Annotated in this window: 18 protein-coding genes and 1 tRNA gene; 6 read left to right on the top strand and 13 right to left on the bottom strand. The window is 71.8% G+C overall.

Features of this window, described 5'->3' with window-relative positions; translation table 11 throughout:
* Window positions 1–5 precede the first annotated feature (5 nt).
* Window positions 6–1142 carry an ABC transporter ATP-binding protein gene (locus tag R4Z63_RS07800; RefSeq protein WP_384453641.1) on the top strand — a complete coding sequence of 379 codons (1137 nt, stop codon included), beginning with the start codon at window positions 6–8 and terminating at the stop codon, window positions 1140–1142.
* The gene (locus R4Z63_RS07805; protein ID WP_037926691.1) at window positions 1139–1855 is read left to right on the top strand and encodes an ABC transporter ATP-binding protein; all 717 of its coding nucleotides are present in this window, start codon (window positions 1139–1141) and stop codon (window positions 1853–1855) included. The genes R4Z63_RS07800 and R4Z63_RS07805 overlap by 4 nt, the downstream gene beginning before the upstream one ends.
* A 64-nt stretch (window positions 1856–1919) precedes the next feature.
* Here R4Z63_RS07805 and R4Z63_RS07810 read toward each other — a convergent pair whose 3' ends face one another.
* Window positions 1920–2576, bottom strand: a complete 657-nt coding sequence (locus R4Z63_RS07810; RefSeq protein WP_037926694.1) for an ANTAR domain-containing response regulator — start codon at window positions 2574–2576, stop codon at window positions 1920–1922.
* Between the two features lie 92 nt (window positions 2577–2668).
* Between R4Z63_RS07810 and R4Z63_RS07815 the strand changes: the two genes are divergently transcribed.
* Window positions 2669–2751, top strand: a tRNA-Leu gene (locus tag R4Z63_RS07815).
* 192 nt (window positions 2752–2943) lie between these two features.
* Here R4Z63_RS07815 and R4Z63_RS07820 read toward each other — a convergent pair.
* From R4Z63_RS07820 to R4Z63_RS07830, 3 genes are all read right to left on the bottom strand, one after another.
* Complete coding sequence (locus R4Z63_RS07820; protein WP_384453627.1) at window positions 2944–3522, bottom strand: GNAT family N-acetyltransferase; 579 nt, start codon at window positions 3520–3522, stop codon at window positions 2944–2946.
* Window positions 3523–3724: 202 nt separating this feature from the next.
* Window positions 3725–5152: a pyruvate kinase gene (gene pyk / locus R4Z63_RS07825; protein ID WP_037926700.1), complete on the bottom strand. Its 1428-nt coding sequence runs from the start codon at window positions 5150–5152 to the stop codon at window positions 3725–3727.
* Window positions 5153–5298: 146 nt separating this feature from the next.
* The gene (locus tag R4Z63_RS07830) at window positions 5299–6003 is read right to left on the bottom strand and encodes an SIMPL domain-containing protein (RefSeq protein ID WP_037926703.1); all 705 of its coding nucleotides are present in this window, start codon (window positions 6001–6003) and stop codon (window positions 5299–5301) included.
* A gap of 127 nt (window positions 6004–6130) precedes the next feature.
* Between R4Z63_RS07830 and R4Z63_RS07835 the strand changes: the two genes are divergently transcribed.
* Entirely contained in the window at window positions 6131–7939 is a 1809-nt protein-coding gene (locus R4Z63_RS07835) for a bifunctional metallophosphatase/5'-nucleotidase (protein ID WP_384453631.1), read from the top strand.
* Between the two features lie 252 nt (window positions 7940–8191).
* Here the strand turns inward: R4Z63_RS07835 and R4Z63_RS07840 are convergent, their stop codons facing one another.
* From R4Z63_RS07840 to R4Z63_RS07870, 7 genes are all read right to left on the bottom strand, one after another.
* Window positions 8192–9601, bottom strand: a complete 1410-nt coding sequence (locus R4Z63_RS07840) for a lysine N(6)-hydroxylase/L-ornithine N(5)-oxygenase family protein (protein WP_037926708.1) — start codon at window positions 9599–9601, stop codon at window positions 8192–8194.
* The gene (locus tag R4Z63_RS07845) at window positions 9598–10974 is read right to left on the bottom strand and encodes a pyridoxal phosphate-dependent decarboxylase family protein (protein ID WP_384453635.1); all 1377 of its coding nucleotides are present in this window, start codon (window positions 10972–10974) and stop codon (window positions 9598–9600) included. Before R4Z63_RS07845 ends, R4Z63_RS07840 begins: the two co-directional genes overlap by 4 nt.
* 448 nt (window positions 10975–11422) lie before the next feature.
* Window positions 11423–12297 (bottom strand): IS5 family transposase gene (locus R4Z63_RS07850; RefSeq protein ID WP_386264951.1). Its coding sequence is split into 2 segments (ribosomal slippage): window positions 11423–11904 and window positions 11904–12297, totalling 876 coding nucleotides; the frame shifts between segments, so codons are not numbered across the junction.
* Between the two features lie 44 nt (window positions 12298–12341).
* Window positions 12342–14873, bottom strand: coding sequence for an aminopeptidase N (pepN, locus tag R4Z63_RS07855; protein WP_172671386.1), 2532 nt, complete (start codon window positions 14871–14873; stop codon window positions 12342–12344).
* A 32-nt stretch (window positions 14874–14905) separates the two neighbouring features.
* Window positions 14906–15262, bottom strand: a complete 357-nt coding sequence (locus R4Z63_RS07860) for a chorismate mutase (protein ID WP_384456119.1) — start codon at window positions 15260–15262, stop codon at window positions 14906–14908.
* Window positions 15263–15380: 118 nt separating this feature from the next.
* Window positions 15381–15800, bottom strand: a complete 420-nt coding sequence (locus R4Z63_RS07865; protein ID WP_384456121.1) for a hypothetical protein — start codon at window positions 15798–15800, stop codon at window positions 15381–15383.
* Between the two features lie 160 nt (window positions 15801–15960).
* Window positions 15961–16713 carry a S1 family peptidase gene (locus tag R4Z63_RS07870; RefSeq protein WP_236647798.1) on the bottom strand — a complete coding sequence of 251 codons (753 nt, stop codon included), beginning with the start codon at window positions 16711–16713 and terminating at the stop codon, window positions 15961–15963.
* A 172-nt stretch (window positions 16714–16885) separates the two neighbouring features.
* On the opposite strand from R4Z63_RS07870, the gene R4Z63_RS07875 reads away from it, so the two are divergent.
* Window positions 16886–17782, top strand: a complete 897-nt coding sequence (locus tag R4Z63_RS07875; protein WP_384456126.1) for a hypothetical protein — start codon at window positions 16886–16888, stop codon at window positions 17780–17782.
* Between the two features lie 152 nt (window positions 17783–17934).
* The gene (locus R4Z63_RS07880; protein ID WP_384456129.1) at window positions 17935–18612 is read left to right on the top strand and encodes an HAD family acid phosphatase; all 678 of its coding nucleotides are present in this window, start codon (window positions 17935–17937) and stop codon (window positions 18610–18612) included.
* Window positions 18613–19018: 406 nt separating this feature from the next.
* Here R4Z63_RS07880 and R4Z63_RS07885 read toward each other — a convergent pair whose 3' ends face one another.
* Both R4Z63_RS07885 and R4Z63_RS07890 read right to left on the bottom strand, forming a co-directional pair.
* Window positions 19019–19936, bottom strand: coding sequence for an SDR family oxidoreductase (locus R4Z63_RS07885; protein ID WP_037926724.1), 918 nt, complete (start codon window positions 19934–19936; stop codon window positions 19019–19021).
* A gap of 1 nt (window position 19937) precedes the next feature.
* Window positions 19938–20702: an SDR family oxidoreductase gene (locus R4Z63_RS07890; protein WP_384456132.1), complete on the bottom strand. Its 765-nt coding sequence runs from the start codon at window positions 20700–20702 to the stop codon at window positions 19938–19940.
* Between the last annotated feature and the right edge of the window lie 48 nt (window positions 20703–20750).

Below are 20750 nucleotides of genomic sequence, written 5' to 3' on the forward strand. Positions count from 1 at the left end.
ACGCCATGACGACCACCACGGACACCACCACCAAGACGAAGACCACGGTTCTCGAAGCCAAGGGCGTCACCATGCGCTTCGGCGGCCTCACCGCCGTCAAGGGCGTCGACCTCCAGGTCAACGCGGGCGAGATCGTCGGACTCATCGGCCCCAACGGCGCCGGCAAGACCACCTTCTTCAACTGCCTCACCGGTCTGTACGTGCCCACCGAGGGCTCGGTCAGCTACAAGGGCAAGGTCCTCCCGCCCAAGCCCCACCGGGTCACCGAGGCCGGCATCGCCCGCACCTTCCAGAACATCCGGCTCTTCCACAACATGACGGTGATGGAGAACGTCCTCGTCGGACGCCACACCCGCACGAAGGAAGGCCTCTGGTCCGCCCTGCTGCGCGGCCCCGGCTTCAAGAAGGCCGAAGCCGCCAGCGAGGCACGCGCCATGGAACTCCTCGAGTTCATCGGCCTGGAGCACAAGGCCGACCACCTCGCGAAGAACCTCCCCTACGGCGAGCAGCGCAAGCTGGAGATCGCCCGGGCCCTCGCCAGCGACCCCGGCCTCATCCTGCTGGACGAGCCCACCGCCGGCATGAACCCGCAGGAGACCCGCACCGCCGAGGAGCTCATCTTCGCGATCCGGGACATGGGCATCGCCGTACTCGTGATCGAGCACGACATGCGCTTCATCTTCAACCTGTGCGACCGCGTCGCCTGTCTCGTCCAGGGCGAGAAGCTCATCGAAGGCACCGCCTCCGAGGTCCAGGGCGACGAGCGCGTCATCGCGGCCTACCTCGGCACCCCCTTCGAGGGCGAGCCGGGAGCGGCCGAGATCGCCGAGGTCGAGGCTGCGGAGTCCCACGCGGGAGCCGCCTCGGAGGCCGCAGCCGAAGCGGCGGCCGAGCAGCCCGAGGCCGAGGCTGACGCCGAACCCGAGGCTGACGCCGAGCCGGAGGCCACGACTGAGGCCGAGCCTGAGGCCGACACCGAGCCGGAGACCCGGGTCGCGGCCGACGCCGACGCCGAGGCGGACGCCGCGGACGACGAGGCCCCTGCGGCCGACTCGGACACCGGAGGAGCCCCCGCCGCCCCGGACGCGGGCGCGGACAGCACCACCAGCACCACCAGCACCACGGAAGGAGAGGCCAAGTGACCGCACTGCTCAAGGTCGAGGACCTCAAGGTCGCCTACGGCAAGATCGAAGCCGTCAAGGGAATCTCCTTCGAGGTCAACGAGGGCGAGATCGTCTGCCTCGTCGGCACCAACGGCGCCGGCAAGACGACCACCCTGCGCACCCTCTCCGGGCTCCTGAAGCCCACCGCGGGCAGCGTCACCTTCGACGGCCAGCCCCTCGTCGGTGTCCCCGCCCACAAGATCGTCGCCCTGAAGCTGGCGCACTCCCCCGAGGGCCGCCACATCTTCCCGCGTCTGACGATCGAGGAGAACCTCCAGCTCGGCGCCTTCCTGCGCAATGACAAGGACGGCATCGAGAAGGACATCCAGCGCGCCTACGACCTCTTCCCCATCCTGGGAGAGCGCCGCAAGCAGGCCGCCGGCACCCTCTCGGGCGGTGAGCAGCAGATGCTCGCCATGGGCCGTGCGCTCATGTGCCAGCCGAAGCTCCTCATGCTGGACGAGCCCTCCATGGGCCTCTCTCCGCTGATGATGCAGAAGATCATGTCGACCATCTCCGAGCTCAAGGCCTCGGGCATGACGATCCTGCTCGTCGAGCAGAACGCCCAGGCGGCGCTCTCCCTCGCCGACCAGGCGCACGTCATGGAGATCGGCAAGATCGTCCTCTCCGGCACCGGCCAGGACCTCCTTCACAACGAGGACGTCCGCAAGGCCTACCTCGGCGAGGACTGACCGGACGTGTGAGGCCCGCCTCCCTCGGGGGAGGCGGGCCTCACGCATGTCCGGGCGGGGCGGGCTACTTCCCGCCGCTCTCCTTCTTCTTCGCCTCGGCGTCCTCGATGACGACCTCGGCGACCTGCTGCATCGACATCCGGCGGTCCATGGAGGACTTCTGGATCCAGCGGAAGGCAGCGGGCTCGGTCAGCCCGTACTGCGTCTGCAGGATGCTCTTCGCACGGTCGACCAGCTTGCGGGTCTCCAGCCGCTGGGAGAGGTCCGCGACCTCCTTCTCCAGCGCACGCAGCTCGGCGAACCGGGACACGGCCATCTCGATGGCCGGCACCACGTCGCTCTTGCTGAACGGCTTCACGAGGTACGCCATGGCACCGGCGTCCCGGGCCCGCTCGACGAGGTCCCGCTGCGAGAACGCCGTCAGCATCAGGACGGGGGCGATGGACTCCTGCGCGATCTTCTCCGCCGCGGAGATACCGTCCAGGACGGGCATCTTCACGTCGAGGATGACCAGGTCGGGCCGGTGCTCGCGGGCGAGCTCGACGGCCGTCTGCCCGTCGCCGGCCTCGCCGACGACGGAGTAGCCCTCTTCTTCGAGCATTTCTTTGAGGTCGAGACGGATGAGCGCCTCGTCCTCCGCGATGACGACCCGGGTCGTCAGCGGCGGAACGTGCGACTGGTCGGCGTCGGGCGTGGGCGTCGACTCGTGCTCGGCGGTCACGGGGGCTCCTCTTTGCCTGGCTCTGCTGCTTGGATGAGCCTACCTAGCTGCAAGGCACGATGGTCACCCGGTACACTCCGACCAGCGACCTAGCCGGGTTGGCGGAATGGCAGACGCTGATGTCTCAAACACATCTGTCCGAAAGGACGTGCGGGTTCGAATCCCGCACCCGGTACATGTCCGAAAAGCGGACGTTCACCTTTCGTGTGAACGTCCGCTTTTTGTTGCTCACAGCCACCCCTGTGCACGCACCGTTCCGGCCGGAAGGCCGTGCGGGTCGCGGGCGCGGCCTCCGGGGCGGCCCGGTACGTGAGCGCCGCTCCGGGGCGGTGGCCGGGGGCGGACGGGGCGGCGGACAGCCGGTTGATCACGGTTCGGGGTCGCCGGCGAGGCGGGCGTGGAGGTGTTCGTCGTGGTGGCGGCCATCACCGAAGAGGTGGGACTCGCGCAGGACCCCTTCGGGGAGGTAGCCGCAGCGCTGGGCCACGCGGCAGGAGGCGTCGTTGCCGGCAGCGTGGGCGAGCTCGACCCGGCGGGCGTCGGCGGTGTAGAAGCCCCAGGTGGTGACGGCCCGGGTGGCCCGGGCGGCGAGGCCGCGGCCGCGAGCGTCCGGCAGGAGCCAGTAGCCGATGCTGGCGAGGCCGTCGGCCCGGTCGACCCAGCGGAGGCCTATGGCGCCGAGCAGGGCTCCTTCGGTGGCGTCCAGGGCGGCGAAGGCGGCGCCCGCGCCGCGGTCCCAGCCGTCCTCGCGGGCTTCGAGCCAGGTGCGGGCGGCCTGGTGGTCGGCTGTGGGGAGGGGGTTCCAGAGGGCGATCGCGGGGTCCGCCGCAGCGGCGACGAGGTCGTCCAGGAGATCCGGTCCCGCGGGCTCGCGGCCCCATGGGTGGAGTACGGCGTCGCCGAGGTCGAGCGTGGTGCGGACGAAGGTGCGTAGGGAGGTGCGCATGGCGCCTTTCCTACTCGGCCGCGGGACCTGTCGCCAGCCCTTTTCGTCCGTTTGCAGGTCACAGGCCGGGGACGAACGGCCTGTGTCGCGACGGGCGTTGGTACCGAGCGGCCCCGCGGTCGGGGTGGCGGTCCGCACCGCACCGGGGTGTCCGGCGCGGTGCGGGTGTGCCGCGCGGTAACGGGTGTCGAGCGGTGGGTGGTCAGCGGACGGCGTCGCCGATGCGGTGGACGCGGACGAGGTTGGTGGAGCCGCTGACGCCGGGGGGCGAGCCGGCGGTGATGACGACGACGTCGCCGGTGACGCAGCGGCCGATGCGCAGGAGTTCCTCTTCGACCTGCGCGACCATGGCGTCGGTGGAGCCGACGTGGGGGCCGAGGAAGGTTTCGACGCCCCAGGTGAGGTTCAGTTGGGAGCGGGTGGCCGGGTCGGGAGTGAAGGCGAGGAGGGGGATGGGTGAGCGGTAGCGGGAGAGCCGTCGGACGGTGTCGCCGCTCTGGGTGAAGGCGACGAGGAACTTTGCGTCGAGGAAGTCGCCCATTTCGGCGGCCGCGCGGGCGACTGCTCCGCCCTGGGTTCGCGGCTTGTTGCGTTCGGTGAGGGGAGGGAGGCCCTTGGTGAGGATGTCCTCCTCGGCGGCCGCGACGATGCGGGACATGGTGCGGACGGTCTCGACGGGGTATTTGCCGACGCTTGTCTCCCCGGAGAGCATGACGGCGTCGGTGCCGTCGATGACGGCGTTGGCGACGTCGGAGGCCTCGGCACGGGTGGGCCGAGAGTTGTCGATCATCGAGTCGAGCATCTGGGTCGCGACGATGACGGGCTTGGCGTTGCGCTTGGCGAGTTTGATGGCGCGCTTCTGGACGATCGGGACCTGCTCCAGGGGCATTTCGACACCGAGGTCGCCGCGGGCGACCATGATGCCGTCGAAGGCGGCCACGATGTCGTCGATGCTGTCGACCGCCTGGGGCTTTTCGATCTTGGCGATCACGGGAAGGCGGCGGCCCTCCTCGTCCATGACGCGGTGGACGTCGTCGATGTCGCGGCCGCTGCGGACGAAGGAGAGGGCGATGACGTCGGCACCGGTGCGCAGGGCCCAGCGGAGGTCTTCGATGTCCTTGTCGGAGAGGGCGGGGACGGAGACGGCGACGCCGGGGAGGTTGAGGCCCTTGTGGTCGGAGACCATGCCCCCCTCGATGACGCGCGTGTGGACGTGGGGGCCTTCGACGGCGGTGACTTCGAGGGTGACGCGGCCGTCGTCGACGAGGATGCGCTCGCCGGTGGTGACGTCCGCGGCGAGCCCCTGGTAGGTGGTGCCGCAGGTGTGGCGGTCGCCTTCGCGGTCTTCGACGGTGATGGTGAACGCGTCGCCGCGTTCAAGGAGTACGGGTCCTTCGCGGAAGCGGCCGAGGCGGATCTTCGGGCCTTGAAGGTCGGCGAGGATGCCGACGCTCCGGCCGGTCTCGTCGGAGGCCTTGCGCACGCGCTGGTAGCGCTCCTCGTGCTCGGCGTAGGTGCCGTGGCTGAGGTTGAGTCGGGCGATGTCCATTCCGGCTTCGACCAGTGCTTTGATCTGGTCGTACGAGTCGGTGGCGGGGCCCAGGGTACATACGATTTTCGCTCGGCGCATAAGGCGAGCCTATTCCCCTACCAACGGGTAGGTCATCGCTTCCAGGTGTCCTCTCAACAACCTTTAAGCGAAAGGTTGTTGACAACTGTTGAATGTGCGAGGGGGTGCTCCGATGAGCACCCCCCGGGGCCCTTTCGGCGCGTGTCTCAGAGGTGCGGCGGGGTCATGGTGAAGCGGGCGTTCACCTGGGCGTAGACGGTCTGACGCTGGGGTTCGAGGTCGAGCGGCGGAGGACCGGAGTCCTCGGTGGTGCTGAAGGCCATGGTGCGCATACCGGCACCTCCCGGAGCCTGTGCGAAGGGGGCTGCGTTCTCGGCTCCGAGGTCGGCGAGTTCGACGAGGGCGGCGAGGCGGGCGCCGAGGGCTTCGGCGTACTCCCGGGCGCGCTGGACGGCTTCGAGCACGGCCTGGCGGCGGGCTTCGCCGTGGGCCGGTGAGGTGGGGCGCAGGGCCCACCAGGGGCCGTCGACCTGAGTGAGCTCCAGGTCGGCGAGGCGGGTGGTGAGTTCGCCGAGGTCGGCGAAGTCCCCGATCTCGGCGGTGATGTGGACGCGCCCGTGGTAAGCGCGAACGCGTTCGGCGCGGCCGTGACGGGTGAGTTCGGGGGTGATGGAGAGGGCGCCGGTTTCGAGCTTCTCGACGCTGTCGCCGTAGCTCTTGACGAGGTCGAGGACGGCGCCGTTGCGCCGGGTCAGGTCTTCCAGGGCGGTGCGGCGGTCGGTGCCGCGGGCGCTGACGGTGATGCCGATGCGGGCGATCTCGGGGTCGACTTCGAGGCGGGCCTCGCCGCGGACGGCGACGCGGGGTACTTCGGGGGTGCCGTAGGGCTGGTGCGATGCGTCCTGGGTCATGGATTCACTCTCGCACTGTCGCCCGTTCGGGTGTGGTCACCGGATCGAAACCTGACGGGGGTGTCGCGGCCTGTTTCCGGTGGGCCAGAATCTACGCGCGTTGTCCAGGCCTCATAAGGGAGATGACATGGCGTTCGACCGCAGGACTTTCATAGGGACCACGGCCGCGACGGGGGCGGCCGCGGCCCTGGCGGGGGCCACGAGCACCCCGGCCGCTGCCGCCGCCGCGCAGCCGGACGCGAGGAGGCCGGGGCCGCGGACGTACGCGTTCACCGTGATGGGGACCACCGACCTGCACGGGAACGTCTTCAATTGGGACTACTTCACCGACAGGGAGTTCGACGACAAGGCGCACAACGACGTCGGCCTGGCGAAGATCTCGACCCTGGTGAACGAGGTGCGGGCGGAGAAGGGGCGGTGCAACACGCTGCTCATCGACGCGGGTGACACAATCCAGGGCACACAGCTGTCGTACTACTACGCGAAGGTCGATCCGATCACGGCGCGGCGCGGTCCGGTGCACCCGATGGCGCAGGCGATGAACGCGATCGGCTACGACGCGGCGGCGCTGGGGAACCACGAGTTCAACTACGGCATTCCGGTGTTGCGCAGGTTCGAGGAGCAGTGCGACTTCCCGCTGCTGGGGGCGAACGCGCTCGACGCGAAGACGCTGAAGCCGGCCTTCGCGCCGTACAGCATGCACCGGCTGCGCACTCCTCACGGGCGGGACGTGAAGGTGGCCGTGCTGGGGCTGACGAACCCGGGCATCGCGTTGTGGGACAAGGCGAACGTACAGGGCAAGATGACGTTCCCCGGGCTGGAGGAGCAGGCGGCGAAGTACGTGCCGCGGCTGCGCTCGATGGGGGCGGACGTGGTGATCGTGTCGGCGCACTCGGGGTCGAGCGGTACCTCGTCGTATGGTGACCAGCTGCCGTACGTCGAGAACGCGGCGGCACTCGTGGCGCAGCAGGTTCCGGGGATCGACGCGATCCTGGTGGGGCACGCCCACACGGAGATCCCCGAGTACCGGGTGAAGAACGAGGCCACCGGCAAGGACGTGGTGCTGTCGGAGCCGTTGAAGTGGGGCCAGCGGCTGACGCTGTTCGACTTCGAGCTGGTGTGGGAGAAGGGCCGCTGGTCGGTGGTGAAGGTCGCGGCGAAGGTGCTGAACTCGAACACGGTCACCGAGGACACGAAGATCACGCGGCTGCTGTCGGACGAGCACCGCAAGGTCGTGGCGTACGTGAACCAGGTGATCGGCACCTCGACCCAGGCCATGTCGTCGGCGGAGGGACCGGTCAAGGACGTGGCGATCATCGACCTGATCAACCACGTGCAGGCGGAGACGGTGACGTCGGCCCTGGCGGGTTCGCAGTGGGCGGCGCTGCCGGTGCTGTCGCAGGCATCGTGCTTCTCGCGGACGGCGGCCATCCCGGCCGGGCAGGTGACCATCAGGGACGCGGCCGGCCTGTACCCGTTCGAGAACACGATGGAGGCGCGGCTGCTGACGGGTGCGCAGCTGAAGGACTACCTGGAGTACTCGGCACGGTACTTCGTGCGGACGGCGCCGGGTGAGGCGGTGGATCCGGCGAAGCTGACGAACGCCGAGGGCATTCCGGACTACAACTACGACGCCGTGTACGGCCTGGCGTACGACATCGACATCGCGCAGCCGGCGGGCTCGCGGATCTCGGGGCTGTCCTTCCAGGGGAAGGCGGTGGATCCGGCGGCGCAGTTCGTGCTGGCGGTCAACAACTACCGGGCTTCGGGCGGCGGCAACTTCCCGCACGTGCCGCAGGCCAAGCAGCTGTGGTCGAACTCGGACGAGATCCGCAACACGATCATCCAGTGGGTGAAGGCGAAGGGGACGATCGACCCGGCGCAGTTCGTTTCGGTGGACTGGCGGCTGACCCGGGCGGGCGTGCCGGTGTTCTAGGGGGTGGCGCGACGGTGGCCCGTCCGCCCGGAGGGCGGGCCCCGCGGTGTCCGGTGCGTGGGTGCGATCCCAGGGCGGAGGGCCGTCCTCGTGCCGGGCGTGCTCGGACGGTCCCGTGACGCGGCGGGCGTGCGGAACGGGCCGGTGTCCGCGGCGGCGGTCACCGGCCCCGCGCGTTCCCGGACCGGCCGTTCGGGGCCCGGGCCCGGCGGATCCGCGGATCCGCGGATCCGGCGGACCGGCGGACGCCCCCTACGGGTGGTCGACGAGCGGGAGGAGTTCGCCCGCGGGGCGGGGGCGGGTGTGTTCGCGCTGTTCGAGGCCGAAGGTGGTGAACGCGGTGCGCGGGGGCTGGGGGTAGGGCTCCTTGCCGGTCAAGGTGTTGAGGATGGCCGCGCTGCGCCAGGCCGCGAGGCCGAGGTCGGGGGCGCCGACGCCGTGGGTGTGGCGTTCGCCGTTCTGGACGAAGATGCTGCCGGTGACAGAGGGGTCGAGGACCATCCGGTAGCGGTCGTCGATGCGGGGGCGGCCGGAGGAGTCCTTGCGCAGGTAGGGGTCGAGGCCCGCGAGGAGCCGGGTGAGGGGGCGTTCGCGGTAGCCGGTGGCGAGGACGACGGCGTCGGTGGTGAGGCGGGAGCGGGCGCCCTGTTCGGTGTGTTCGAGATGGAGTTCGACCTTGGTGGTGGCGACGCGCCCGGCGGTACGGACGGTGACGGCGGGGGTGAGGACCACGTCGGGCCAGCCGCCGTGGAGGGTGCGCCGGTAGAGCTCCTCGTGGATGGCGGCGATGGTGGCGGTGTCGATGCCCTTGTGGAGCTGCCACTGGGCGGGGACGAGGTGGTCGCGTACCGGTTCGGGGAGGGAGTGGAAGTAGCGGGTGTAGTCGGGGGTGAAGTGTTCGAGGCCGAGTTTCGAGTACTCCATGGGGGCGAAGGAGGGGGTGCGGGCGAGCCAGGTCAGGCGTTCGCGGCCGATGGGGCGGGCGCGGAGCAGGTCGAGGAAGACCTCGGCGCCGGACTGGCCCGATCCGATGACGGTGACGTGTTCGGCGCCGAGGATGCGGCGGCGGTTGTCGAGGTAGTCGGCGGAGTGGACGACCGGGACGGTGGGGGCGTCGACGAGGGGGCGCAGGGGGTCGGGGACGTGAGGGGCGGTGCCGATGCCGAGGACGAGGTTTCGGGTGTGGGTGCGGCCGAGGGCTTCGGCTTCGCCGGCGGGGCCGAGCTGGGTGAAGTCGACTTCGAAGACGTCGCGTTCGGGGTTCCAGCGGACGGCGTCGACCTGGTGGCCGAAGTGGAGGCCGGGGACGCGGCCGGCGACCCAGCGGCAGTAGGCGTCGTACTCGGCGCGGTGGATGTGGAACTGCTCGGCGAAGTAGAAGGGGTAGAGCCGTTCCCGGTGCCGGAGGTAGCTGAGGAAGCTCCAGGGGCTGGTGGGATCGGCCAGGGTGACGAGGTCGGCGAGGAAGGGAACTTGGAGGGTGGTGCCGTCGATGAGGAGCCCGGGGTGCCAGCGGAAGTCGCGGCGCTGCTCGTAGAAGGCGGTGGCGAGTTCGCCCACTCCCTGTCGGGTGAGGCCGTGGGCGAGGGCGGCGAGGGACAGGTTGGACGGTCCGATGCCGATTCCGACGAGGTCGTGGGGTGCATCGAGCTGGGCGGTCATCGGTGGGTGCTGCCTTCCAGGAGGGCGATGAGGGTGTCCAGGTCTCCCGCCGTGGTGTGCGGGTTGAGCAGGGTGGCTTTGAGCCACAGGCGGCCGTCGGCGTGGGTGCGGCCGAGGACGGCGCGGCCTTGGTGGAGGAGGGCGCGGCGCAGGGTGGCGAGCTCGCCGTCGGTGGCGTGGGTGGGCCGGAACAGGACGGTGCTGATGGTGGGCGGGGCATGGAGTTCGAAGCCGGGGTGGGCGTCGAGCCGCTGCGCGAGGTCGTGTGCGAGGTCGCAGGTACGGTCGATGAGGCGGGCGAGGCCGTCGCGGCCGAGTGAGCGCAGGGTGGCGGCGATCTTGATGGCGTCGGGGCGTCGGGTGGTGCGCAGGGAGCGGCCGAGGAGGTCGGGGAGGCCCGCTTCGGTGTCGTCGGTGGCGTTGAGGTAGTCGGCCTGGTGGGCCAGGGGGGCCAGCAGCGCGGTGTCGGGGACGGCCAGGAGTCCCGCGGCGACGGGTTGCCAGCCGAGTTTGTGCAGGTCGACGGTGAGCGAGTGGGCGCGACCGAGGCCGGTGAGCCGGTCGCGGTGGCGGGGGCTGAGGGCGAGGAGACCTCCGTATGCGGCGTCGATGTGGAGGTCGGCGCCGTGGTGTTCGCAGAGGTCGGCGATGGCGGGGAGCGGGTCGATGAGGCCTGCGGCGGTGGTGCCGGCGGTGGCGGTGACGAGGGTGGGTGCGGGGGCGTCGGCGAGGGCGTCGGCGAGGCGAGCCGGGTCGAGGACGCCGGAGGGCGTGGGGATTTCGGTGGCCGGGGGCAGGCCGAGCAGCCAGGCGGCGCGGGGGACGGAGTGGTGGGCGTTGGCGCCGTGCAGGACGGTGAGGCGGGGGCCGTGGCGTTCGCGGGCGAGGAGCAGGGCGAGTTGGTTGGCCTCGGTGCCGCCGGTGGTGACGAGGGCGTCGGGGTGGGGGGTGTCGTAGAACTCGGCGGCGAGGGTGCGGGTGAGGAGGGCTTCGATCGCGGAGGCCGCGGGGGCCTGGTCCCAGGAGTCGAGGGAGGGGTTGAGGGCGCTCGCGGCGAGGTCCGCGGCGGTGGCGACGGCCAGCGGCGGACAGTGCAGGTGGGCGGCGCAGAGCGGGTGGGCGGGATCCGCCGCACCGGCGGCGAGGGCGTGGACGAGGGTGCGGAGGGCTTCGTGGTCGCCGGTGCCGTGGGCGGGCAGTACGGCACCCAGCGTGGTGCGGACGTGGACGGTGACGGCGTCGGGGCCGCCGGCGGGGAGCGGGCCTCGGCGGTCGGCCGCTCCGCTGCGGAGGGCGTCGAGGACGGTGTCGAGGAGGGGGCGCAGGGCCTGGGGGCCGGCGGCTCCGCCGGCGAGCGCGGTGCCGTACGGCACCGGAACGGGGTCTTCCGGCCGGCCGGAATGCCGGGTGCCGTGCGGCGCTGTCAACGGAACCTCCGGGGGCTGGCCTGGGTGCGGCAGGGGCACCCGACCGGTACAACGATCAGACCCGAATGGGGTAACCGCCGGGGTTTGTCCGAATCAGGCGGGGCCCTGCCGGCGGCTTGGCCGATGCCGGGGGGGGTGGTGCTGGAGGGTGGGGTGCTGGGGGCGGTGGGGTGCTGTCCGGGACTGCAGGGTGTAGGGCGCCCCGGGCCGAGTTGCCGGTACGGGCTCCTGCTGCGCCAACCCATCACGTTCTACGTCCCGGACCGCACCCCACCCGCTCCCGTCCCCGGACGCGCGACCCCGCCGGGGTCGGGAGCGGGGGGGCGGGTCGTGCGGACCCGCCCCCGTTCTGCCGGGCGGCCCGCAGGCCTAGGGCCTGTTGTGAAAGTGCTGGTCACAGCCATTCGTTGATGGCTGCGACCAGCACGGTCGCTTCGTAGCGGACGGCGAGTTTGTCGTACCTGGTGGCGACGGCACGGTGTCGCTTGAGGCGGTTGATCCCGCACTCGACCGCATGCCGCTGCTTGTAGTCGTCCTTGTCGAACTTCGGCGGCCGCCCACCGAGTGAGCCGCGCTGTTGTCGGTTGCGGACGCGGTCCGCGGGCACTGGAATGGTGGCCTTGATCCCGCGTCTGCGCAGGTAGGAGCGGTTGGCGTGGGAGTCGTAGGCCTTGTCGGCCCGCACTCGGTCCGGCCGCTTGCGCGGCCTGCCGAGCCCGAGCCGGGGCACCCGGATCGCTTCCAGGACCGGCTCGAACTGCGGAGAGTCGCCCCGCTGCCCGGCCGTGATCACCACAGACAGGGGCTTCTGCCCTTGCTCGACGGCGAGGTGGATCTTACTGGTCAGGCCGCCCCGGGACCGCCCGAGGCCGTGGTCGGCCGGCTCGACGAAGACACCACCGGGCGGCTCCTTTTGGAGATCCCCCTTTTCGCCGCCCCGGCGGCGTGCTGGTGGGCCCGGCAGACGGTGGAGTCGACGTTGACCTCCCAGGTGATCAGGCCCTTCGCGTCCGCCTCGGCCTGGAGCCGGGTCAGGATCGCGGCCCAGGTTCCGTCCCGCTGCCAGCGTCGGAACAGGTCGTAGACCCGATCCCAGGGGCCATAGCGCTCGGGCACGTCACGCCACGGGGCGCCGGTGCGGGTCCGCCACCGTATGCCGTCTATCAGCTGCCGCCGCGTCCACACCTGCGGCCGGCCCGGCTTGATGCCCTGCGGCAGCAACGGCTCAAGCCGGGCCCACTGGCCATTCGTCAGATCTCCACGTCCCACAAGACGTGATCATGAACGAACAAGATCCACTTTCGCAACAGACCCTAGCGGCGGACGCGGAGGGCGCGGGACAGGTCGTCCAGCTGGTCCACGAGCTTGCGGCGCAGGAGGGGGATCACGTCGGGGTCGGCGAGGCAGTCCTGGCCGGCCGCGAGGTTGGCCTCGTCGACGGCGTGCGCCGGGAAGGCGTAGCGGCCCGCGGCCTCGCCGATGGCGGGCCCGCGGCGGGCGCCGAGGGCGACGGCCTCTGAGTAGTAGCGGGGCACGTACTGCGCGACGAGGTCGGCCTGTTCGGGCTGCCAGAAGCCCTGGGCGGTGGCGCTGAAGAGGTAGTTGGAGAGGCTGTCGTCATGGAAGAGGCGGTCCCAGGCGGCTTGCTTGGCCTCGGCGGTGGGCAGGGCGGCGCGGCAGCGGGCGGCGCCTTCCTCGCCGGTGGCGCTGGGGTCGGCGGCGACGGCGGCGTCGATCTCGCTCTCGCCGACGGCGCCGAGGACGGCGAGCCGGGTGAGGATGCGCCAGCGCAGTTCGGGGTCGAGGGCGGGGCCTCCGGGCACCGTGTCGTCGGCGAGCCAGGCGGCGATGGTGTCGGGCTGGGCGGCACTGTCCACGAGGGTGCGTACGGCGGTGAGCCGCATGCCGGGTTCGGAGCCGTCCTCGGTGCGGCGGAGCAGGTCACGGGCGATGGTGCTGAGGGTGGCCAGCGCCTCGCGCCGGTCCTCGGGGGCGACGTAGCGGTCGGCGATCTGGGTACGGGCGAAGGCGAGGACGCCCTGGACGATGGCGAGGTCGTGCTCCTCGGGCAGGTGCGCGCCCGCCGCGGCCAGGAAGTCCTGCGGGGCGAGTTCGCCGTCGCGGACCATGTCCCGCAGGCAGTTCCAGACCACGGCGCGGGTGAGGGCCTCGGGGATGCCGGAAAGGCCGCGCAGAACCGTTTCGAGGGAGGTCTCGTCGAGGCGGACCTTGGTGTAGGTGAGGTCGGCGTCGTTGAGGAGGAGCAGTGCGGGGCGGGTGCCCCCGGCCGAGATGATCTCGTCGGAAGGGACGTCGAGGTCGAGCAGTTCGCGCAGTTCGAGGATGCGGCCGTCGGCGGGGTCGCGGTCGTAGACACCGACGGCGATGTGGTGGGGGCGGCTGCCGTCGCGGTCCACCGTGAGGGTCCAGCCGTTGGTGCCTTCGGGGTCCTCGATGCGCGGGGTGAGGGTGTCGATGCCGGTGGTGCGCAGCCAGGCGTCGGCCCAGGCGCGTACGTCGCGTTCGGTGTGGGCGGCGAGGGAGTCGATGAAGTCGGCGAGGGAGGCGTTGGCGAACTTGTGGCGGGCGAAGTGGGTGTTGATGCCGGCCAGGAAGTCCTTCTCACCGAGCCAGGCGACGAGCTGGCGCAAGGCGGAGGCGCCCTTGGCGTAGGAGATGCCGTCGAAGTTGAGGAGGGCGGAGGCGGTGTCGGGGACGTCGTCGGGGGCGGGGGCGACGGGGTGGGTGGAAGGGCGCTGGTCGGCGTCGTAGCCCCAGGGCTTGCGCGTGACGCCGAAGTCGGTCCAGGTGTCGGTGAAGCGGGTGGCTTCGGTGAGGGTCTGGTAGCCCATGTACTCGGCGAAGGACTCGTTGAGCCAGATGTCGTCGAACCAGGCCAGGGTGACGAGGTCGCCGAACCACATGTGGGCCATCTCGTGGGCGATGACCATGGCCCGGGACTGGCGTTCGGTGTCGGTGACGGCGGAGCGGTAGATGAACTCGTCGCGGAAGGTGACGAGTCCGGGGTTCTCCATGGCGCCGGCGTTGAACTCGGGGACGAAGGCCTGGTCGTAGGAGTCGAAGGGGTAGGGCTCGGTGAACTTGGCCTGGTAGCGGTCGAAGCAGTCCTTCGTGATGGAGAGGATCTCGTCGGCGTCGGCGTCCATGTGCGGTGCGAGCGACTGCCGGCAGTGGATGCCGAACGGCAGTCCGGCGTGCTGGGTGGTCACGCTGTGCCAAGGGCCGGCGGCGACGGCGGCGAGGTAGGTGGAGATGACGGGTGTGGGCGCGGACTGCCAGACGCCGGCCGCGGGCCGCTCGCCGGTGGCGGGACGGTCGGCGAGGCGGGTGGTGATGCCGTTGGCGAGGACGGTCCAACCTGCGGGAGCGGTGACGGTGAACTCGAAGACCGCCTTGAGGTCGGGCTGGTCGAAGGCCGGGAAGACCCTCTGGACGTCGTCGAGGAACATCTGGCTGTAGACGTACGTCTGTCCGTCGGCGGGGTCGGTGAAGCGGTGCAGGCCCTCGCCGGTGCGGGAGTAGCGCATGCGGGTGTCGAGGTGCAGCTCGTGGGGGCCCTCGGTGAGGCCGGTGAGCGGCAGCCGGTTGTCGTCGAGGGCGGCGGGGTCGAGGGGTTCGCCGTCGAGGGCCGCCGAGAGCAGCGCGTCCGGTTTCAGCTCCACGAAGGTGTCGCCGGCGGTGCGGGCGGTGAATCGGATGATGGTGGTGGAGTCGAAGGTCTCGTCGCCGCCGGTGAGGTCGAGGGCGACGGCGTAGTGGTGGACGTCGAGGAGCTGGGCTCGGAGCTGCGCTTCGTTGCGCGTGAGTGCGGACATGGGGCCCATGCTGCCCCAGGGGGCGGCCGGACCCCGAGTGGCTATTCCTCGCCGGCGGCGATCGTCTCGTGGTGGCGGATGACCTCGGCGATGATGAAGTTGAGGAGTTTCTCGGCGAAGGCGGGGTCGAGCTTGGCGTTCTCGGCGAGCTGGCGGAGCCGGGCGATCTGGCTGGCCTCGCGGCCGGGGTCGGCGGGGGGCAGCTGGTGGCGGGCCTTGAGGTGGCCGACCTGCTGGGTGCACTTGAAGCGTTCGGCGAGCATGTGGACCACGGCCGCGTCGATGTTGTCGATGCTGTCCCGCAGGCGGGCGAGTTCGGCGGTGACGCTCTCGTCGATGCCGTCGGCGGTGCCGCCGCGGCGGTCGCCCGTGCCGTTGTCGAGGTCGCTGGTGTTCATGGTCCCCGAGAATACGTGGCGCGGGGCCGCAGGTCGCGGGGGTAGTCGGCCTGTGAGACGGCGGCCGGGGCGGCGTCGGGCAGGGGCCGGGCCGCAGGCGCCGGACGGCGGTGACGGCTCAAGGCTCGGGACGGCCCGCGCGGTGGCCGCAGGGTGCTGGCGGGTGCGGCGGGACGGTCTCCGGCAGCTGCTGCCCGAACGGCTTCAACCGCGACGGCCCGGCGCGCGTCTTCGAGGGCGAGACCGGGCGCTCCGCGGTGGAGCGCCGCGTGACGTACGCGTGGAGGGCGGAGGCGGCGACGATGACGATGCGTGGCCGGCCGCTGCCGGACGGGCGGCACCGGGTGACGCGGCGGCCGTCCCGCTCCGGCCCGCGGTCGCCGGACAGCGGGGCGCCGGACAGCGGGGCGCCGGACAGCGGGGCGCCGGACAGCGGGGCGCCGGACAGCGGGGCGCCGGGCCGATGCTGCGACCGCCGCCAGGGCGGCCCTCCCGTCGTCGGCGGCGCGGGCTCCGGTGTCCGGCCGGCTCGGCTCACGCGGGCGGTCCGGCCGACGGCTGCGGCCGTCCGCCGGTCGTCCGCGACGACCGCGACGACCGCGACGGCCGGTGTGCGCCGCCCGGAAGGGGGTGCGCCCCGTCCTCCCGACCGGTTCGCACCGGGCCGGAAGGACGGGGCGATGCGGGGCCCGTGGGGGCTACAGGGTCGCCGCGGCGCTCTTGATCTGGGCGGCGAAGGTGGAGACCTCGGTGTAGACGCCCGGGTAGTCGGGACGGGCGCAGCCTATGCCCCAGCTGACGATGCCGACCTGGATCCAGGCTCCGGCGTCGTCGCGGCGGAACATGGGGCCGCCGGAGTCGCCCTGGCAGGTGTCGACGCCGCCCTGGCCGAGGTAGCCGGCGCAGATCTCCTCACCGGGGACGAGGTCCCGGTAGGCGGCGCTGCAGGCGGCGTCGGAGACGAAGGGCACGGTTGCCTTCATGAGGTAGCGCTGCTGGCCGCCGCCCTCGCGGGTGGCGCCCCAGCCGGCGACGGTGAAGGTGCCGTTGTCGTAGGCCTTGGTCTCGGCGATCTTGAGGGTGGGCAGGTTGACCGGCTTGGCGAGCTTGATCAGGGCCCAGTCCTTGCCGGTTCCGTTGTAGCCGGGGGCGCGCAGGACCTTGGTGGACTTGACCTTGATGGCGCTGGAGCTCTTGAGGTCGACGACTCCGGCGGTGGCGGTGATGGAGGTGTTGTTGCCGGAACCGCTCACGCAGTGGGCGGCGGTGAGGACGATCTGCTGGGTGTAGAGGGCGCCGCCGCAGCCCATGGAGAGGCGCACCATGAAGGGGAACTCGCCCTGGGCGGCTCGGGTGCCGCCCACGACGGGTACCGGGCCGGCGCTGGCGGTGCCGGGCTGGAGGCTGACGGCCGCGAGGGCCACGGCCCCGACGGCGAGGGTGCGCTTCATGAATCGCACAAGGCTGGACACAGTCAACACACTGCCTTTCGTGGGGGGTTGGGCCGTGCGTGTCATCGGGGAATGACGAGTCCATGACACATCAGAAAAGCGGCGGCCAACAAGAACGTAGTTTCGGCCAACCGCCCCCGGGGCGGCAGGGATTGCGGTAAAGGAGGGCCCGATGGAGAAGAACGGCGGTCCGGGCGGGATCATCGAGCACGGTTTTCCGCACCTGGCGACCGTGCGCGCTTCGATCACCGCGCTCTACCGGCACCTGTCGGCCGACGGGATCCGCGCCTACGCCACCAGCTTCTCCCCCGCCGACGCGGCCTTCGACGCCTCCGAGGACCTGCACCTGGGGGCACAGCGGATCGCCTCGGCGATGGTGCGCGCGCTGCGGCTGCCCGACGCCCGCACGGTGATCGCCTTCCGACCGATGGAGGATGCGGCCACCGTGGAACTGACCGCGGGCCCGGAGTACTTCATCGAGGTCAACGACCGCTTCCGCACTCACCGGCGGGACCTGGCGGCCGCCCTGTCGCACGAGGTCGCCCACGTGCTGCTGCACCGGCTGGCACTCGCCTTCCCCGATCCGGCGGAGAACGAGATCCTCACCGACACCGCCGCCGCCTACCTGGGGGCGGGCTGGCTGCTCCTGGACGCCTACCGCGAGGACGCGCTCACCCACCAGCGGTTCGGCTACCTGACGCCGGAGGAGTTCGGCTACGTGCTCGCCAAGCGCGCAGCGCTGCTGGGCGAAGACCCGTCCCCGTGGTTCACCAGCCCCCAGGCGTACGAGGCCTACGTGCGCGGGAGCGCGCTGGCGGCCCGGGACCACCGCCGGGCACCGCTCGCCGCCGCGGGCCCGCTGGCGCGGCGGCGGTACGCGATGGCACGGCGCACGGGGAGCGCCCCGGCCGGCGGGTCGGCGTACCGCTTCGAGCGCGAGGGGTCCGGCCCCGGACTGCGCGTCAGCTTCCCGTGCCCGGTGTGCGCCCAGCGGGTGCGAGTGCCGGTGCGCGGGCGGCTGCGGGCGCGGTGCGGCCTGTGCCGCACGGTGCTGGAGTGCGACACGTAGTCCCGACGACCCCCGGGGGCCGGTCCGGGCGGACCTGGCTTGATCATTCACCGATCGGTCGCGAAAAGTTTCCTACCGGCCAGTAGACACGGATGCGGTTCTCGCCAACTCTGGTCACGTCCATGTCAATTCGTGACCGAGGAGCACCCCACATGCCCCTGTCCCGCCGCATTCGAACGCCCCGTACCGCCGCCGCCGGCCTCGCCGCGGCGGCCGCCGTCCTGACGCTCGTTCCGGCCACGGCGGCCGAGGCGGCCCCCGCCGCCGCACCCGCACCCGTCTCCGCATCGGTGAACGCCTCCGCGCCGGGCGGGAACGCGGTGCTCCTCGGCATCGACTACACCGCCTGGCAGCGGGAGGTGGCCGCCATCGTCGACGCGGCCCGGCCGGGCATCGAGCAGCGCATCGCGAACGCGCCCGCCGGGGAAAAGCCGGCCCTCGTCCTCGACATCGACAACACCTCGCTGGAGACGGACTTCCACTGGTTCTGGACCTTCCCGACGCCGGCGATCACCAAGGTCCGCGCACTCACCCAGTACGCCCACGCGCGCGGCGTGGCCGTCTTCTTCGTCACGGCCCGCCCCGGCATCATCCACTCCCTCACCGAGTACAACCTCAAGGCCGTCGGCTACCCCGTGTCGGGGCTCTACGTCCGCGACCTGCCCGACCTCTTCGAGGAGGTCAGCACCTACAAGACGGCCAAGCGCGCGGAGATCGAGGCGCGCGGCTACACGATCATCGCCAACATCGGCAACAGCCCCACCGACCTCGTCGGCGGCCACGCCGAGCGCACCGTCAAGCTGCCGGACTACGGCGGCAAGCTCTCCTGACGCGCGGACGGAACCGCCCGGTTCCCCGCACGCGGTCCGCGCGCCCGATCCGCGCGCGGACCCCCGTGCGGCCCCCGCGCGGCCCCCGCGCACAACATGATGGCCCGACGGCGGTTCAGCCGGTGGGCCCAGCGGGTAGTCATACCTCAACGCACCAACGAAGACTCGGGCCCGACCCCTCGCCAGGGGGCCGGGCCCGCTTCCGTTCCCGGCCTCCGCAGGCGGGCCCCCGCCAGGCCGCCCGCGCCGCAGGCGAGGCGAGGCGACCGAGCCTCCCCTCCAGGCGGAAATGGACTCGGCCCTGGAGATGCGGGGCCTGGAGAAGCCGTCCGCGGACATGGGCAGGGCGGTGTCCGCGCGGTAGCGCCGGCCGCCGGGCGGGCGGGGCGGGCGGGGCGGGCAGGCCCTACCCTCGGCCGGAGCCGTACGCCGGGAGCGGGGGCCGGGCCTGCGCGAGGAGCTTCAGGGCGGTCTCGCCCGCCTCCGCGGGGGTGCGCCGGGCTCCGCGGTCGGCAGCGGGGCCCGGCCGCCAGCCCTCCATGACCGTGATCCGTCCGCCCTCGGTCTCGAAGACCCGACCGGTCACCCCGGCCGATGCGTCCGCGCCCAGCCAGACCACGAGCGGTGACACGTTCTCGGGGGCCATCGCGTCGAAGCCGCCGTCCTCGGGGGCGGCCATGGTCTGTGCGAAGGTCCGCTGGGTCATGCGCGTCCGGGCGGCCGGGGCGATCGCGTTGACCTGGATCCCGTACCGGCCCATCTCGGCGGCGGCGACCAGGGTCAGGCCGAGGACGCCCGCCTTGGCGGCGCTGTAATTGCCCTGGCCGACGGAGCCCAGCAGCCCGGCCCCGGAGGAGGTGTTGACCACCCGGGCCGCCACCGGGCGGCCGGCTTTCGCCTCCGCCCGCCACCACCCGGCGGCGGCCCGCAACGGCAGGAAGTGGCCCTTCAGGTGGACCCGTACGACCGCATCCCAGTCGTCCTCGTCCAGGTTCACCAGCATCCGGTCCCGCAGGAAACCGGCGTTGTTGACGAGCGTGTCCAGGCTCCCGAAGGCGTCGAGGGCTGCCTCCACGAGGGAGTCCGCGCCCTGCCGCGTCGCGATGTCCCCGCCGTGCGCGACGGCTTCGCCGCCGAGCTCCTCGATCTCGCGGACCACTTGGGCCGCCGGGCTGTGCGGCCCGGGCAGCCCGTCCAGCCCCACGCCGAGGTCGTTGACGACGACTTTCGCCCCTTCCGCGGCGAAGGCCAGCGCATGGGCCCGACCCAGCCCCCGTCCCGCACCCGTCACGATCACGACCCGGCCCTCGCACAGTCCCGCCATCTCAGCTCTCCTTGTTGACAGTTGCCGCATCCAGGAACGCCGGGCGCTCCCCGCCGCCGTGCACCAGCAGGCTCGCTCCGCTCACGTACCGCGCCCGGTCGGAGGCGAGGAAGACCGCCGCGTCGCCCACGTCGGCCGGTTCGGCGAGCCGCCCCAGCGGGACGGTCGCGCCGACGGCTTCGATCCCGGCCTCGTCCCCGTAGTGCAGGTGCGCGCGTTCGGTCCGCACCATGCCGAGGACCAGGCAGTTCACCCGTATCTCGGGCGCCCACTCGACGGCCATGGACCGGGCGAGGTTCTCCAGGCCCGCCTTGGCCGCCCCGTACGCCGCCGTGCCCGGTGAGGGGCGGCTCCCGCTGACGCTGCCGATCATCACCACCGAGCCCCGGGCCCGCCCGAGCCAGGGGCGTGCCGCCAGCGAGGCCGTCATGGGGGCGAGGAGGTTGAGCTCGACGACCCGTGCGTGGCGCTCGGCGTCGCCCTCCCCGAGGAGCCGGTAGGGGGTCCCACCCGCGTTGTTGACCAGGCAGTCCAGGCGCCCGTAGCGGCGGGCGACCGTGGCGAAGAAGTCCCGTACGGCGGCCGGGTCGCGCAGGTCGAGCGCGGCGAAGGACGCCGCGCGGCCGTCCGCCGCCACCGGTTCACCGGGGGGACGCCGGGCGCAGACGACCACCTGCGCGCCGGCCGCGAGGAACGACCGGGCGATGCCGGCGCCGACGCCCCTGGTGCCGCCGGTGACGACGACAACCCTCCCGTCGAGCTCCATGGGCTGCTACCTTCCCTGCCTAACAAATGTTTGGTGGAAAGGTAGCTG

It is taken from the genome of Streptomyces sp. PL-29 (genome assembly GCF_058344425.1).

Excerpts from the sequence above, each read along its gene's own strand:
- R4Z63_RS07870 (WP_236647798.1), bottom strand. The coding sequence starts at position 16,713 with ATGAAGCGCACCCTCGCCGTCGGGGCCGTGGCCCTCGCGGCCGTCAGC.
- pepN (WP_172671386.1), bottom strand. The coding sequence starts at position 14,873 with ATGGGCCCCATGTCCGCACTCACGCGCAACGAAGCGCAGCTCCGAGCC.
- R4Z63_RS07875 (WP_384456126.1), top strand. The coding sequence starts at position 16,886 with ATGGAGAAGAACGGCGGTCCGGGCGGGATCATCGAGCACGGTTTTCCG.
- pyk (WP_037926700.1), bottom strand. The coding sequence starts at position 5,152 with ATGCGCCGAGCGAAAATCGTATGTACCCTGGGCCCCGCCACCGACTCG.
- R4Z63_RS07885 (WP_037926724.1), bottom strand. The coding sequence starts at position 19,936 with ATGGCGGGACTGTGCGAGGGCCGGGTCGTGATCGTGACGGGTGCGGGA.
- R4Z63_RS07835 (WP_384453631.1), top strand. The coding sequence starts at position 6,131 with ATGGCGTTCGACCGCAGGACTTTCATAGGGACCACGGCCGCGACGGGG.
- R4Z63_RS07840 (WP_037926708.1), bottom strand. The coding sequence starts at position 9,601 with ATGACCGCCCAGCTCGATGCACCCCACGACCTCGTCGGAATCGGCATC.
- R4Z63_RS07860 (WP_384456119.1), bottom strand. The coding sequence starts at position 15,262 with ATGAACACCAGCGACCTCGACAACGGCACGGGCGACCGCCGCGGCGGC.
- R4Z63_RS07830 (WP_037926703.1), bottom strand. The coding sequence starts at position 6,003 with ATGACCCAGGACGCATCGCACCAGCCCTACGGCACCCCCGAAGTACCC.
- R4Z63_RS07820 (WP_384453627.1), bottom strand. The coding sequence starts at position 3,522 with ATGCGCACCTCCCTACGCACCTTCGTCCGCACCACGCTCGACCTCGGC.
- R4Z63_RS07800 (WP_384453641.1), top strand. The coding sequence starts at position 6 with ATGACGACCACCACGGACACCACCACCAAGACGAAGACCACGGTTCTC.
- R4Z63_RS07890 (WP_384456132.1), bottom strand. The coding sequence starts at position 20,702 with ATGGAGCTCGACGGGAGGGTTGTCGTCGTCACCGGCGGCACCAGGGGC.
- R4Z63_RS07880 (WP_384456129.1), top strand. The coding sequence starts at position 17,935 with ATGCCCCTGTCCCGCCGCATTCGAACGCCCCGTACCGCCGCCGCCGGC.